Annotated in this window: 12 protein-coding genes; 9 read left to right on the plus strand and 3 right to left on the minus strand. The window is 69.9% G+C overall.

What is annotated here, in order from left to right; genetic code table 11:
- The coding region (locus AB7U92_RS08835) for a helix-turn-helix domain-containing protein (RefSeq protein ID WP_428575816.1) at positions 1-180 on the minus strand (180 nt) is incomplete at its 3' end.
- A 128-nt stretch (positions 181-308) separates the two neighbouring features.
- Between AB7U92_RS08835 and AB7U92_RS08840 the strand changes: the two genes are divergently transcribed.
- Complete coding sequence (locus AB7U92_RS08840) at positions 309-986, plus strand: haloacid dehalogenase type II (protein ID WP_428575817.1); 678 nt, start codon at positions 309-311, stop codon at positions 984-986.
- A gap of 16 nt (positions 987-1,002) precedes the next feature.
- The gene (locus tag AB7U92_RS08845) at positions 1,003-3,231 is read left to right on the plus strand and encodes a malate synthase G (protein ID WP_428575818.1); all 2,229 of its coding nucleotides are present in this window, start codon (positions 1,003-1,005) and stop codon (positions 3,229-3,231) included.
- Positions 3,232-3,327: 96 nt separating this feature from the next.
- On the opposite strand, the gene AB7U92_RS08850 is transcribed toward AB7U92_RS08845, so the two are convergent.
- Positions 3,328-3,708: a hypothetical protein gene (locus tag AB7U92_RS08850; protein WP_428575819.1), complete on the minus strand. Its 381-nt coding sequence runs from the start codon at positions 3,706-3,708 to the stop codon at positions 3,328-3,330.
- Between the two features lie 122 nt (positions 3,709-3,830).
- On the opposite strand from AB7U92_RS08850, the gene AB7U92_RS08855 reads away from it, so the two are divergent.
- The 6 genes from AB7U92_RS08855 (at position 3,831) to AB7U92_RS08880 (ending at position 13,169) form a co-directional block, all read left to right on the plus strand.
- Positions 3,831-4,382 (plus strand): methylated-DNA--[protein]-cysteine S-methyltransferase, encoded by a 552-nt coding sequence (locus AB7U92_RS08855; RefSeq protein WP_428575820.1) that lies wholly within the window; start codon positions 3,831-3,833, stop codon positions 4,380-4,382.
- Positions 4,383-4,409: 27 nt separating this feature from the next.
- Positions 4,410-5,621 carry an NAD(P)/FAD-dependent oxidoreductase gene (locus AB7U92_RS08860; RefSeq protein WP_428575821.1) on the plus strand — a complete coding sequence of 404 codons (1,212 nt, stop codon included), beginning with the start codon at positions 4,410-4,412 and terminating at the stop codon, positions 5,619-5,621.
- 5 nt (positions 5,622-5,626) lie between these two features.
- Positions 5,627-6,382 (plus strand): class II glutamine amidotransferase, encoded by a 756-nt coding sequence (locus tag AB7U92_RS08865; RefSeq protein ID WP_428575822.1) that lies wholly within the window; start codon positions 5,627-5,629, stop codon positions 6,380-6,382.
- Positions 6,383-6,404: 22 nt separating this feature from the next.
- Positions 6,405-8,114 (plus strand): M14 family metallopeptidase, encoded by a 1,710-nt coding sequence (locus AB7U92_RS08870; protein ID WP_428575823.1) that lies wholly within the window; start codon positions 6,405-6,407, stop codon positions 8,112-8,114.
- A 179-nt stretch (positions 8,115-8,293) separates the two neighbouring features.
- Positions 8,294-10,591, plus strand: coding sequence for a S8 family serine peptidase (locus AB7U92_RS08875; RefSeq protein WP_428575824.1), 2,298 nt, complete (start codon positions 8,294-8,296; stop codon positions 10,589-10,591).
- Positions 10,592-10,595: 4 nt separating this feature from the next.
- Entirely contained in the window at positions 10,596-13,169 is a 2,574-nt protein-coding gene (locus tag AB7U92_RS08880) for a putative bifunctional diguanylate cyclase/phosphodiesterase (RefSeq protein ID WP_428575825.1), read from the plus strand.
- A gap of 9 nt (positions 13,170-13,178) precedes the next feature.
- Here AB7U92_RS08880 and ypfH read toward each other — a convergent pair whose 3' ends face one another.
- On the minus strand, positions 13,179-13,892 hold the full coding sequence (gene ypfH / locus AB7U92_RS08885) for an esterase (protein WP_428575826.1): 714 nt from the start codon (positions 13,890-13,892) through the stop codon (positions 13,179-13,181).
- Between the two features lie 63 nt (positions 13,893-13,955).
- Between ypfH and AB7U92_RS08890 the strand changes: the two genes are divergently transcribed.
- Positions 13,956-14,112, plus strand: a 157-nt coding sequence (locus AB7U92_RS08890; RefSeq protein ID WP_428575827.1) for a TMEM165/GDT1 family protein, incomplete at its 3' end; no start/stop codon positions are given.

Here is a 14,112-nt window from a genome sequence, read left to right on the forward strand (position 1 = left end):
GTGGGTCAGCGTGATCTTGCGCGTGGTGCGCACCAGCAGCTTGACGCCCAGGCGCTCCTCCAGCGCATCGATGCGCCGGCCGATCACCGCCGGCGCCACGCCTTCCGCATTGGCAGCGGCCGTGAGACTGCCGCGCGCGGCCACGGAGACGAAGGATTCGATCTGCTTGAGCCGGTCCATGGCCACGAATTATGCTCGCGGGACCCCGATTCCTCCGCTGGCGTCACAAATCCAAGACTTTTCGCGTTATTAATGTTGTTGTCGGCATGAAATAGATTCCTGGCATGGAATCCAGGCCGGGAAACCCCATGCACGTGCCGCGCGCGGTGCTGTTCGATGCCTATGGCACGCTGTTCGACGTCTACAGCGTCGGGCTGCTGGCCGAGCAGCTGTTTCCAGGCCAGGGCGACAAGCTCGGCGTGCTGTGGCGCGACAAGCAGATCGAGTACACGCGCCTGTGCTCGATGAGCGGCCAGTACCGGCCGTTCTGGGACCTGACCCGCGCCGGACTGCGCTTTGCCGCGCAACGCCTGGGCCTCGTGCTGGACGCGGCGGCCGAAGAGCGGCTGATGAACCAGTACCGCCACCTCAGCGCCTTCCCCGAGAACCTGGAGGTGCTGCGCGCGCTGCAATCGCGCGGCATCAAGGCCGGCATCCTCTCCAACGGCGATCCGGAGATGCTCGGCGTCGCGGTCAGGAGTGCCGGTTTCAGCGGCCTGCTCGACCCGGTGCTGAGCGTGCACGGCATCCGCAAGTACAAGACCGACCCGGCCGCCTATGCGCTGGGCCCGCAGGCGCTGGGGCTGCCCGCGCGCGACATCCTGTTCGTCTCCAGCAACTGCTGGGACGCCATCGGCGCCACCTGGTACGGCTACACCACGCTGTGGGTGAACCGCGCGGGCCTGCCGATCGAGCAGCTCGACACCGCACCGACGCGCATCGGCAGCAGCCTGCGCGACGTGCTCGACTTCTTTCCGACTCCCTGACCTCTCGAGGATCACCATGACCGACCGCACCACCTGCCACCGCCTGCACGTGGCCACGCCGCTGTACCGCTTCATCGAGGACCGCGTGCTGCCCGGGACCGGCGTCGCGAGCGAGACCTTCTGGGCCGGTTTCGACGCCATCGTCGCCGACCTGGCGCCGAAGAACGCCGCGCTGCTGGCCGAGCGCGACCGGCTGCAGTCCGAGCTCGACGCCTGGCACCAGGCGAATCCCGGCCCGATCACCAAGCCGAAGGCCTATCGCAAGTTCCTCGAGCAGATCGGCTACCTGGTCCCGGAACCGAAGAAAGTCAAGGCGACGACGAAGAACGTCGACGCCGAGCTCGCGCTGCAGGCCGGCCCGCAGCTGGTGGTGCCGATCACCAACGCGCGCTATGCGCTGAACGCCGCCAACGCCCGATGGGGCTCGCTGTACGACGCGCTGTACGGCACCGACGTGATCGCCGAGGCCGACGGCTGCGAGAAGGGCAGCGGCTACAACCCGAAGCGCGGCGCCAAGGTCATCGAGTTCGCGCGCTACGTGCTCGACCGCTGCGTGCCGCTGAAGAAGGGCTCGCACATCGATTCGACGGCCTACCGCGTGGTCGACAACAACCTGCTCGTGACGCTGAAAGACGGCAAGAGCGTGGGCCTGAAGAACCCGGCGCAGTTCGTCGGCTTCCAGGGCGAGATGGACGCGCCGAAGTCGGTGCTGCTGTCGCACCACGGCCTGCACATGGACATCCGCATCGATCGTGCGCACCCGATCGGCGCGACGGATCCGGCCGGCGTGGCGGACCTGGTGCTGGAGTCGGCGCTGTCGACCATCCTCGACCTGGAGGACTCGGTGGCCGTCGTCGACGCCGAGGACAAGGTGCAGGCCTACGGCAACTGGCTGGGCATCATCGAGGGCACGCTCACCGAAGAAGTCAGCAAGGGCGGCAAGACCTTCACCCGCGGCCTGAACCCGGACCGCCGCTATACCGGCCCGCGCGGCGAAGACGTGCTGCTGCACGGACGCTCGCTGCTGTTCGTGCGCAACGTCGGCCACCTGATGTGCAACCCGGCGATCCTCTGGACGAATGCCGCTGGAGACTCGCAGGAGATCCCGGAAGGCATCATGGACGCGGTGATCACCACCACCATCGCGCTGCACGACCTGCAGCGCCATGGTCGCAACGGCATCACCAACTCGCGCACCGGCTCGGTCTACATCGTCAAGCCGAAGATGCACGGCCCGGCCGAGGTGGCCTTCGCCAGCGAGCTGTTCGGCCGCGTCGAGAAGGTGCTCGGCCTGCCCGACAGCACGGTGAAGCTGGGCATCATGGACGAGGAGCGCCGCACCAGCGTCAACCTGAAGGCCTGCATCGCCGCGGCGGCCTCGCGCGTGGCCTTCATCAACACCGGCTTCCTCGACCGCACCGGCGACGAGATGCACACCGCGATGCTCGCCGGCCCGATGCTGCGCAAGGGCGACATGAAGACCAGCGCCTGGATCCAGGCCTACGAGCGCAACAACGTGGTGGTGGGCCTGTCGTGCGGGCTGCGCGGCAAGGCGCAGATCGGCAAGGGCATGTGGGCCATGCCCGACCTGATGAAGGCCATGCTCGAGCAGAAGATCGCCCATCCGAAGGCCGGCGCCAACACCGCCTGGGTGCCGAGCCCGACGGCGGCCACGCTGCACGCGCTGCACTACCACCAGGTCGACGTGTTCAAGGTGCAGAAGGAGCTGGAGAAGATCGACGCCGAGGCCGAGCGCGAAACGCTGCTGGCCGGTTTGCTGACCGTGCCGGTGGTGAAGAAGCCGGTCTGGAGCGACGAGCAGAAGCAGCAGGAGCTGGACAACAACGCCCAGGGCATCCTCGGCTACGTGGTGCGCTGGGTCGACCAGGGCGTGGGCTGCTCCAAGGTGCCGGACATCCACAACGTCGGCCTGATGGAAGACCGCGCCACGCTGCGCATCAGCAGCCAGCACATCGCCAACTGGCTGCACCACGGCGTGGTCACCAAGGCGCAGGTCAACGCCACCTTCCGCCGCATGGCCAAGGTGGTGGACAAGCAGAACGCCGGCGACGCGCTGTACCAGCCGATGGCCGGGAAATGGGATTCGAGCCGCGCCTACAAGGCGGCGATCGACCTCGTCTTCAAGGGCAAGGAGCAGCCCAGCGGCTACACCGAGCCGCTGCTGCACGCGGCCCGGCTGGAGGTGAAGTCGGCGACGCCGCAAGCCACCGCCATGGCCGCCTGACGGTCGGAACAACCGCCGGCCAGCGCCCGGCCGCTCCGAAGCGGCCGGCGAACCCCCGCGGGGGGTGGCCGCGGTCCGCCGCGGCCGGGGGCTCCGTCAAGTCGGGGTGGGAGTGCCTGCCATCCGGTCGTACTTGAGGAAGTACTTGCGGGCCAGCGCCACCAGCTGCGCCTCGCTCGGGTGGTCGACCGTCTCGTAGCCGACGATCTGCTTCGCTGCCTCGGCGCGGTGCTTCTCCGCGTAGTGCTTGAAGTCGGCCGTGGCGGTGCGCGAGCCCGTCACCAGCACTTCGGTGATGCCCTTGAGCGCGTCGCACACCTCGCCGAAGAACTCGTGCTCAGTGCGCACGCCGCTGCCGTGGTATGCGGTGTGATGGGTGTGCGCCTTCACCTTCTGCGCCTGCACATGCTCGGCGTCGAACTGGAGAACCTGCGCGGTCTTGTGGTCGAGCCAGACCACGGCATGGAAGTACGTCACGGGGATCCTTTCTCTTGTCGTCGCGGGCGGCGGCCGCCGCCTCGATGACATCGTCGCAGCGCCCGGTGTTGCGGTGCTTGACGCCCCTCAACGCAGCGCCTTCCGGCGCACAATGCCGCGACATGAGCACCCTGGGCCACGCGCTGTTCGATACGCCGATCGGCAGCTGCGGCGTGGCCTGGAGCGAGGCTGGCATCACCGACCTGCTGCTGCCTGGCGCCGACCCGTCTCGAACCCGGGCGGCGCTGCGCCGGCGCGCCCCGCAGTCGGCCGAGATGGCGCCCCCGCCTGAAGTGCGTGCGGCCCTCGTCGCCGTCCGCGCACTGCTCGGCGGGCAGGTGCGTGACCTCGCCGACATCGTGCTCGACCTGCGCGGCGCGCCCGCCTTCCATCAGCGCGTCTACGAGGCGGCGCGGCGGCTGCGCCCCGGGCAGACCTGCACCTACGGTGAACTCGCCGAGGCCGTCGGCGAAGCCGGCGCGGCACGCGCCGTGGGCCAGGCGCTCGGCGCCAACCCCTGCGCGGTGATCGTTCCTTGCCATCGCGTGCTCGCAGCCCGCGGCGCGAGCGGTGGCTTCTCGGCGCCCGGCGGGGTGGCCACCAAGCTGCGGCTGCTGGAGATCGAGCGGGCGCGTTTCGGCAGCCAGCCATCGCTGTTCGAGGCCGGCTCCTAGAATCTGCCGCCACTCCTGCCCGCACGCATGAACCTCCCTGTCGATCACCTGCCCGAGCGTTGCGACGTTCTCGTCGTCGGCGCCGGTCCGGCCGGCAGCGCGGCGGCCACGCTGCTGGCGCGCGGCGGCGCCGACGTGGTGCTGATCGACCAGCACGCCTTCCCGCGCGACAAGGTCTGCGGCGACGGCCTCATCCCCGATGCGCACCGTGCGCTGCGCCGCCTCGGCGTGCTCGACGAGGTGATGGCGCAGGCGCAGGCGGTCACGCATGCCGGCCTGATCTCGCCGCGCGGCATCCGCGTCGACGTGCCCGGCACGCTGGCCGTGCTGCCGCGGCGAGAGCTCGATCACATCGTCTGCCTTGGCGCCGTGCGCGCCGGCGCACGCATGTTCGCGCCGGTGCGATTCGTCGCGCCGATCGAGGACGCCGGCGTGGTGGCGGGGGCGCGCGTGGCCCACGGCGGCGCGCAGCGCGAGATCCGCTGCCGGTGGCTGGTGCTGGCCAGCGGCGCGGTGCCGCAGGCGCTGATCGCCGCCGGCATGGCGCTGCGCCAGGCGCCCAGCGGCGTGGCGCTACGCGGCCACCTGAAGAACGACGCGATGCACGGCCGAATCGACAAGCTCGAGGTGGTGTGGCACCGCGCCGTGGCGCCCGGCTACGGCTGGATCTTTCCGTGCCGCGACGGCGTGTTCAACATCGGCGTCGGCGTGTTCGACCGCCGCGCTGGCGGCGAGGGGAACCTGCGCGGCCTGTTCGACGCCTTCACCCGCATCTATGCGCCGGCGCGCGAGCTGGTGGCCGGCGGCCAATGGCTCGCCCCCTTGCGCGGCGCGCCGCTGCGCACCTCGCTGCAGGGCGCGCGCTTCTCGCGGCCGGGGCTGCTGGTCACCGGCGAGGCCGCGGGCAGCACCTACGCCTTCACCGGCGAGGGCATCGGCAAGGCGATGGAGACCGGCATGCTGGCCGCCGAGTCGCTGCTGGGCGGCCTCGCGCGCGGCGCGGCCGACGAGGCAGTGCGGCACGACTACGAGGCGAAGCTCGCTGCGCTGAAGCCGCGCTTCGCGCTGTACGAGCGCGCCAACTGGGTCAACCGCCACCCCTGGCTGGCCGACCTGGTGCTGTGGCGAGGCCAGCGCAGCGAGCGCGTGCTGCGCCGCATGAGCGGCGTGCTCGACGAGAGCAGCAACCCCGGCCAGCTGCTCACCGCCAAGGGCTTCTACCGCCTGTTCACGGAATAGCGCCCATGTGCCAATTGCTGGGCCTGAACGCCAACACCCCGACCGACGTGGTGTTCAGCTTCACCGGCTTCTCCACCCGGGCCGAGGAGCACAAGGACGGCTTCGGCATCGCCTTCTTCGAGGGGCCCGGCGCGCGCGTCTTCGTCGATGCGCAGAGCGCGCGGCACTCGCCGGTGGCCGAGATGGTGCGGCGCTACCCGATCAAGAGCTGCCATGTCATCGCCCACATCCGCAAGGCCACGCAGGGCCGGGTGGCGCTGGAGAACACGCACCCGTTCCAGCGCGAGCTGTGGGGCCGCTACTGGGTGTTCGCTCACAACGGCGACCTCAAGGCCTACGCGCCGCGTCTGCATGCCGGCTTCCGCCCGGTGGGCGACACCGACAGCGAGCGCGCCTTCTGCTGGCTGATGCAGGAGCTGGCCAAGGCGCACGCCAGCGTGCCCAGCGTGGCCGAACTGAGCGCCACGCTGCGCGAGCTGGTGCCGGCCATCGCCGCGCACGGCACCTTCAACTTCATGCTCAGCAACGGCCAGGCGTTGTGGGTGCACTGCTCCACCCAGCTCCACTGGCTGGTGCGCGAGCACCCGTTCCGCGCCGCACGCCTGGCCGACGAGGACCTGAGCGTCGATTTCTCCGCCGTGACCACGCCGCGCGACCGCGTGGCCGTCATCGTCACCGAGCCGCTGACCACCGACGAACGCTGGACGCCGCTGGCGCCCGGCGACCTGGCGGTGTTCCAGGACGGCGCGCGCATCCATTGATTCCTTTCCGCCCCCTTCGTCCATGACCCTGCCCGCCACCCCCACGCCGCGCTTCGACACCTTCTACAAGTACGACGCCCTTACCCGGCTGCTGTTCGACTACGCCGATGCGCACCCCGGCCTGGTGACGGTCGAGTCGATCGGCAAGAGCCACGAGGGCCGCGACATCTGGGTCGTCACCGTCACCAACACCGCCACCGGCGCGGCGATCGACAAGCCGGCCTTCTGGTGCGACGGCAACATCCACGCCGCCGAGCTGACCGCCAGCACCGCCGTGCTGTACTTCCTGCACCAGCTCGTCACCGGCTACGGCAGCGATCCGAAGATCACCCAGCTGCTCGACACCCGCGCGCTCTACCTGTGCCCGCGCCTGAACCCCGACGGCGCCGAACTCGCGCTGGCCGACCGGCCGCGGCACATCCGTTCGTCGACGCGGCCCTATCCCTTCGACGAGCCGCCGGTCGAGGGCCTGACGATGGAAGACGTCGACGGCGACGGCCGCATCCTCACGATGCGCATCCCCGACCCGCACGGTGCCTACAAGAAGTGCGCGCAGGACCCGCGGCTGATGGTGCCGCGCGAGCCCGGCGAGTTCGGCGGCGAGTACTACCGGCTGATCCCCGAGGGCACGCTGAAGAACTGGGACGGGCTGACCGTCAAGGTCAACAGGGACCTCGAAGGCCTGGACCTGAACCGCAACTTCCCGGCCTTCTGGCGCCAGGAGTTCGAGCAGGTCGGGGCCGGGCCCTACCCGACCAGCGAGCCCGAGGTGCGCGCGATGGTCGACTTCGTCGTCAAGCACCCGAACATCGGCGCCGGCATCAGCTACCACACCCACAGCGGCGTGATCCTGCGGCCCATGGGCACCTGCAGCGACGACGACATGATCCCGGAAGACCTGTGGAGCTACCAGCGCTTCAGCAAGCTCGGCACCGAGCTCACCGGCTACCCGGCGGTGAGCATCTGGCACGAGTTCAAGTACCACCCGCGCGAAGTGATCGGCGGCACGCAGGACTGGCTGTACGAGCATCTCGGCGCGTTGTTCTGGGTGGTGGAGATCTGGTCGCCCAACCAGGCGGCCGACATCAGCGGCTACAAGTGGATCGACTGGTTCCGCGAGCACCCGGTGGACGACGAGCTCAAGCTGCTGAAGTGGAGCGACGAGCAGTGCGGCGGCCAGGCCCACGTCGACTGGAAGCCCTTCATGCACCCGCAGCTCGGTGCGGTGGATATCGGCGGCTGGGACAAGATGAACTTCTGGCGCAACCCGCCGCCGCACCTGCGCGAGCGCGAGGCGGCGCGCTTCCCGGCCTGGATGACGCAGCTGGCGCTCAGCCTGCCGAGGCTCGAATTGCTACGCACCGAGGTTCGGGCGCTCGGTCCCGACACCTGGCGCGTGCGCATGGCGGTGGCCAACAGCGGCTGGCTGCCGGCCTACGTGAGCCAGCGGGCGCTGCAGCGCAAGGTGGTGCGCGGCGTGATGTTCGAGATCGTGCTGCCGCAAGGCGACCCGGCCATCTCGCTGGTCTCCGGCAAGGAGCGCATGGAAGGCCCGCAGCTCGAGGGCCACGCGCCCAGGCAGTCGCAGATCGCCTTCCTGCCCGCGCGCGAGGTGACGGCCGACCGCGCCGTGGCCGAGTGGGTGGTGCGCGCACCGCAGGGCACACGCCTGGCGCTGGTCGCGCGGGCCGATCGGGCCGGGACCGTGCGCACCGAAGTCAGCCTTGACTGACCACTAAATGGGCAAAACTCCCGGAGGGCAAGTGGTCGCTCTTTCTCGAGCGCGAATTTGTTCCGACACGCCTCACTTCATGCTCCCTAGGATGACGTCCAAGAAACAGATGGATACGCGCTGTATCCGCTGAAGGACGTCAACAAGGGGCAGGCCCAAGCAGCCTGCGGGAGCCGAAGATGGGCCATCTGCTGCCATTCATCGTCATCATCGAGCGCCGCGTGCGCAGTCTGCGCGGCGTGCTGGCGATGGCGATCATCGCGTTGCTGGCCGCGCTGCTGGCAGCGCCGGTCCAGGCCCAACCCTTCGGCGAGAAGCTGCGCGCCAAGGTCGCCCGCGACATGGACGACGAACTGCGCACCGACCGCAAGCCCCGCCAGCGCTGGGCGCGCGACGTGCGCGGCGTGCGTCATGTGCAGGTCATCGTGGTGGCCGAGTCCACCGATCCGGAACTGCGCGAGCTGCGCGCCGCCGTGCTGCGCCTGGGCGGCTCGGTGCATGCCTTCCATCGCTCGATGAACGCGCTGACGGTGCAGATCCCGGCGCAGAAGGTTCACGCACTGGCGCAGCGCGACGACGTCGCCAGCGTCACCCCCAACCGCTCCGTTCAGCGCACGCTGAGCACGCTCGAGTACGTCTCCGGCACGCTGACCTCGCGCGGCCGCAGCTACTCCAGCCCGACCTGGTACAGCGGCGTGGACGGCAGCGGCGTCGGCATCGCTGTGCTCGACTCCGGTGTGATGACGTCGCACCGCGCCTTCGACGGCAAGCTCGGCAAGCGCGTCAAGCGCAACGTCAGCATGCTCAACAGCGGCCTGGCGAACTGGACCACGGGTGTGGATGCCTCGACCTCGCTGCAGCCGGGCACCTGGGCGCAGACGAACTACGAGAACAGCGTCGCCAACGACTACGCGGCCACGCACGACGGCTTCGGCCACGGCACGCACGTGGCCTCGGTGGCCGCCGGCCGCGGCTTCGGCTTCTATGCCGCACCCGACAACACCGGCGTGGCGCCGGGCGCCGATCTCTACGACGTGAAGGTGCTCGACGACACCGGCCTGGGCACGCTCAGCGACGCCATCGAAGGCATCAACTGGGTCATCTACCACGCCCGCGAATACAACATCCGCGTGATGAATCTGAGCCTGGCGGCCCAGTCCACGCAGAGCTGGCTGCACGACCCGCTGTGCATCGCGGTGCGCAGCGCCACCGCCGCCGGCATCACCGTGGTGGTGGCGGCCGGCAACTTCGGCAAGTCGGCCGCGGGCAAGGAAGTCTTCGGCACCATCAGCTCGCCGGGCAACGACCCCTCGGTGATCACCGTCGGCGCGGTCAACTTCAAGGGCACGAACGCGCGCAGCGACGACAGCGTGACGATGTTCAGCTCGCGTGGCCCCACGCGCGGCGGCTTCGTCGATTCGAGCGGCGTGCGCCGCCCCGACAACCTGATCAAGCCCGACCTGGTCGCCCCCGGCAACAAGGTGCTGGGCGCGGCCTCGACCACGGCCGCCGGCTACTGGAACTATCTGGCCAGCAACCACTACAACGACTTGGTCGCGCCGGCCAACTCGGCGCAGTACTACTACGAGTCGGTGATGGTGATGAGCGGCACCTCGATCGCCGCGCCCGCCGTGGCCGGCGCCGCCGCGCTGCTGCTGCAGGCCAACCCCGGGCTGACGCCGCCGCTGGTCAAGGCGATCCTGCAGTACACCGCGCAGCCGCTGCCCGGCTTCAGCCTGGCGCACCAGGGTGCTGGCCAGCTCAATGTCGACGGCGCGCTGGCGCTGGCGCGCGCGCTGCGCACCGACATCGCCACCGCGGTGGCCAACGGCAGCATCGCCACCGGGGCCAACCTGCTCGCGTCCGGCCAGGTGATGCCTGCGCGCAGCTCGACGGTCAACGGCCAGAGCTTCAACTGGTCGCGCATCGTGTTCGCCGGCGGCAACCGCGTGCTCAGCGGCGACGCGCTCTTCACCAAGTACCAGCCGCTCTGGAACCCGCGCATCACCTGGGCGGGCACGCAGGTGCGCCTGCGCACGCCGACCTACTGGGGTGCGACGTTGCTCACGCCGGGCAACACCTTCGTGCGTTCGTTCAGCGACACGGTGGCGCCCAGCCAGACGCTGGTCACGGCCGGCGTGGTCAATGCCACCTCGCTGGCAGGCAGCACCTCGTACGCCGGCAAGACCGGCCTGTTCATCCCGACCCCCACGCTGGCCGGCTGGCTGACCAGCGGCAGCGGCATCGTCATCAGCGAAGGCATCGTGATCAGCGAGGGCATCGTGATCAGCGAAGGCATCGTGATCAGCGAAGGCCTGGTGATCAGCGAAGGCCTGGTGATCAGCGAAGGCCTGGTGATCAGCGAGGGCCTGGTGATCAGCGAGGGCCTGGTGATCAGCGAGGGCCTGGTGATCAGCGAGACCGGCGTGCCGGTGATCCAGTACGACACCCGTTCGGCCACCACCGGCGAGAACTGAAGCCATGGACGGCCTCGCCGCGGCGCGATCGACACCCTGGGGGCGCCTGCACGGGGCGCTGATGCCCGACTACAACCGCAAGGCCACCACCTACTGGTGGACCATGGTGTGCATCGGCGCCCTGGTGCTCGCCTACTGCGCCGGCGAGGTGGCGCGGCTGCCGCGCGACGCGCTGCTGCAGATCGTCGCCGGCGCGGCCATCGCCACGCTGGCCGGCTTCTTCCCGGTGCGCATCCCGCGCTCGACCAACTCGTTCGCGGCCGGCGAGATCTTCATCTTCCTGGTGCTGCTGCTGCACGGCGCGCCGGCGGCCTCGCTGGCCGCCGCCGGCGAGGCGCTGGTCGGTTCGTGGCGCACCTCCAGGCGCTGGACCAGCCGCATCGCCAGCCCGGCGATGGCGATCGTCTCGATGTTCGTCGCCGGCACGCTGCTCGACCTCGTGCTCGATGCGATGCGCGCACGCGGCGTCTACAGCGACGGGCTGCTGATGATGGCGGCGATGGTCTTCTCGATCGTCTACTTCGTGCTCAACACGGTGCTGGCGACGATGGTCATCCACCTCAAGCGCAACCAGCCGATGGTGCTGCGCGAGATGCTGGCCAACTTCGGCTGGGTGGCGATGGCCTATACCGGCAGCGCCTCGATCGCCGGGCTGCTGTTCCTCACCGTCGGCCAGTCGGGCCCGGGCGTGCTGATGGCGGTGGTGCCCATCGTCGGCATGCTGCTGGCCACGCTGCACTTCTTCTTCCGCCAGCAGGAGGCCGACGAGGCGATGCGCAAGAGCCGCGTCGAGGCCGCCGAGCGCGAGGCCGCCCAGGCGGCACTGCACGTGCAGGCGCTGGCACTGAGCGAGCAGCGCTTCCACAGCGCCTTCACCCACGCCGCGATCGGCATGGCGCTGGTGTCCACCGACGGCGAGATCCGCCAGGTCAATCGCGCGCTGACGGCGCTGCTCGGCGAGTCCGAAGAGGCGCTGGTCGGCCGCCGGCTCCAGGAACTGCTTCACCACGACGATGCGCCGACGCTCTCCGGGCAGCTCGACCGTGTGCACCGCCGCCAGACCGACGCCTTCGCCCACGAATTGCGCTGCCGCCACCATGACGGCAGCGACGTCTGGGTGGCGCTGGACGCCAGCTTCTTCGACGACCCCGGCAACGAGGCCTCCAGCCTGATCGTGCAGATGCAGGACATCACGGCGCGGCGCAGCGCCGAGGCGCGTCTGCAGCACATCGCCTTCCACGACAGCCTCACCGGCCTGCCCAACCGAGCCCGCTTCCACGAGCACCTGGCGCAGGCCATCGAGGCCTCGCGCCTCGACCCGGAGCGCCGGTTCGCGGTGATGTTCCTCGACTTCGACCGCTTCAAGCTGATCAACGACAGCATGGGGCACAGCGCCGGCGATGCCTTCCTCGTGCAGGTGGCGCGGCGCATCCGCGAGCACGTGCGCCCCGGCGACGTGGTGGCGCGGCTCGGCGGCGACGAGTTCGCCGTGCTGTGCGGCAACCTCGAGCGCGAGGCGCATGCCGTGACGCTGGCCGAGCGGCTGCAACTCGTGCTCGCCGAGCCGCTGCAGATCAACGGCACCGAGATCGCCACCAGCGCGAGCATCGGCATCACCTTCAGCACCTTCGGCTACACGCTGCCCGAGGAAGTGCTGCGCGACGCCGACATCGCGATGTACCGCGCCAAGGCCGCCGGCAAGGCGCGCCACGCGCTGTTCGACGCCGGGCTGCACCAGCAGGTGACTGACCGCGTTCGGCTCGAGGGCGACCTGCGCCGCGCCATCGAGCAGGGCCAGCTGACCGTGGCCTACCAGCCGCTGTTCAACTTGGCCAGCGGCCGGCTCACCGGCTTCGAGGCGCTGGCACGCTGGCAGCATCCGGTGCAGGGTCTGATCAGCCCGGCCACCTTCATTCCGATCGCCGAGGAGTCGGCACTGATCGGACCGCTGACCGATTTCGTGCTGGATACCGCCTGCCGCCAGCTCAAGCTGTGGCAGGCGCGCAGCGAGACCTTCGCCGAGCTGAGCATGCAGGTCAACGTGTCGGGCAACGACATCGCGCACAGCGGCTTCGCGCAGCGCGTGACGCGCGCCATCGTCGCGGCGCGGCTGAACCCCAGCCAGTTGACGCTGGAGCTGACCGAGAACGTGCTGATGGACCGCGTCGACGGCGCGATCGAGACGCTGTCGCGCCTGCGCGAGCTGGGCGTGGGCCTGTCGATCGACGACTTCGGCACCGGCTACTCGTCGCTGAGCTACCTGTCCTCGCTGCCGATCGACAGCCTGAAGATCGATGGTTCCTTCGTGCGCGGCATGCGCAGCGGCTCGAAGGAAGCCGAGGTGGTGCGCGCCATCGTCACGCTCGGCGCGTCGCTGGGCAAGTCGGTGATCGCCGAGGGCATCGAGACCGAGTCGCAGTACGACCAGCTGCGCAGCATGGGGTGCGAGTCCGGCCAGGGCTTCCACCTCTCGCGCCCGCTGGTGGCGGAGAACGTCGAGCTGCTGCTCGACCGGCTGGAAGTCGAGCGCTGGAGCGGCCAGCACGGGCAGATCACCCGGCCCATGCTCCACCACTGAAGGCGAGCCTCAGCGGCCGAGGTCTTTGCTCGACGCGGCCGTCGACTGCACGGGCGCGGCCTCGAAGGCGGCGCGCCAGGTGCGCTGCGGCAGGAAGGTGCGCAACTGGTCGATGGCGCGCTCTATGAGGCGCGGGTCGAGCTCGTGGCCCACCTGAGGCAGCACGTCGGCGGTGACGTCGGCACCCAGCGCCACCAGCTGCCGCGCCGCCGCCACCGCCGGACCGTGCGGCACCACCGTATCGTCCAGGCCGTGCAGCAGGTGCACGCAGGTGTCGCGCGGCGCGTGGTCGGGCAGGGCCGCGTAGCGGCCCGAGAAGGCGATCACGCGGCCGGCCAGCTCGGGCTCGGCCTGCGCGGCCTCCAGCGCCATGATCGCGCCCTGCGAGAAGCCGAACAGCGCGGTGCGCGGCCACGCCATCGCGAAGCGCATCTGCAGCGCGCGCACCGTCGCGACGAAGCGCGGCAGCGCCGCGGCCACGCGCGCCGCCCGGTTGTCGTCGGTGATGCCCTGGATCGAGAACCACTGCCTGCCGCCGCGGCCGGCCGCTGCGTCGAACTCGTCGGGCGCGTCGACGCACAGCACCGCGGCCTGCGGGTACTCCTGCGCGAGGCGCTGCGCCAGCACGGCCATCGAGTCGGCGGTCGCGCCCACGCCGTGGAAGAGCAGGAACAGCAGATCGAGTTCGCCGTGGTCGGGCAGGCGGGCCAGCACGTGGGTCATGCCTACCAGTGTGCCGCAAGGCCCGGCTCCTAGAATGCGCGTCCCTCGACGCCAGAGCCTTGCTTGGAAGCCTTCCTCGTCTCGACCGGAATAGTCGCCCTCGGTGAAATGGGTGACAAGACGCAGCTGCTCGCCTTGCTGCTGGCCGCGAAGTTCCGCCGCCCCGTGCCCATCGTGCTGGGCATCCTGGTGGCCACGCTCGTCAACCATGCGCTGGCCG

This window comes from Piscinibacter sp. (genome assembly GCF_050175855.1).
Taxonomy (GTDB): Bacteria; Pseudomonadota; Gammaproteobacteria; order Burkholderiales; family Burkholderiaceae_C; genus Piscinibacter.

What these genes read in the sequence shown, in the direction of transcription:
- ypfH (WP_428575826.1), bottom strand. Translation starts at nt 13,892, where the DNA reads ATGACCCACGTGCTGGCCCGCCTGCCCGACCACGGCGAACTCGATCTG.
- AB7U92_RS08860 (WP_428575821.1), top strand. Translation starts at nt 4,410, where the DNA reads ATGAACCTCCCTGTCGATCACCTGCCCGAGCGTTGCGACGTTCTCGTC.
- AB7U92_RS08865 (WP_428575822.1), top strand. Translation starts at nt 5,627, where the DNA reads ATGTGCCAATTGCTGGGCCTGAACGCCAACACCCCGACCGACGTGGTG.
- AB7U92_RS08880 (WP_428575825.1), top strand. Translation starts at nt 10,596, where the DNA reads ATGGACGGCCTCGCCGCGGCGCGATCGACACCCTGGGGGCGCCTGCAC.
- AB7U92_RS08875 (WP_428575824.1), top strand. Translation starts at nt 8,294, where the DNA reads ATGGGCCATCTGCTGCCATTCATCGTCATCATCGAGCGCCGCGTGCGC.
- AB7U92_RS08855 (WP_428575820.1), top strand. Translation starts at nt 3,831, where the DNA reads ATGAGCACCCTGGGCCACGCGCTGTTCGATACGCCGATCGGCAGCTGC.
- AB7U92_RS08840 (WP_428575817.1), top strand. Translation starts at nt 309, where the DNA reads ATGCACGTGCCGCGCGCGGTGCTGTTCGATGCCTATGGCACGCTGTTC.
- AB7U92_RS08845 (WP_428575818.1), top strand. Translation starts at nt 1,003, where the DNA reads ATGACCGACCGCACCACCTGCCACCGCCTGCACGTGGCCACGCCGCTG.
- AB7U92_RS08870 (WP_428575823.1), top strand. Translation starts at nt 6,405, where the DNA reads ATGACCCTGCCCGCCACCCCCACGCCGCGCTTCGACACCTTCTACAAG.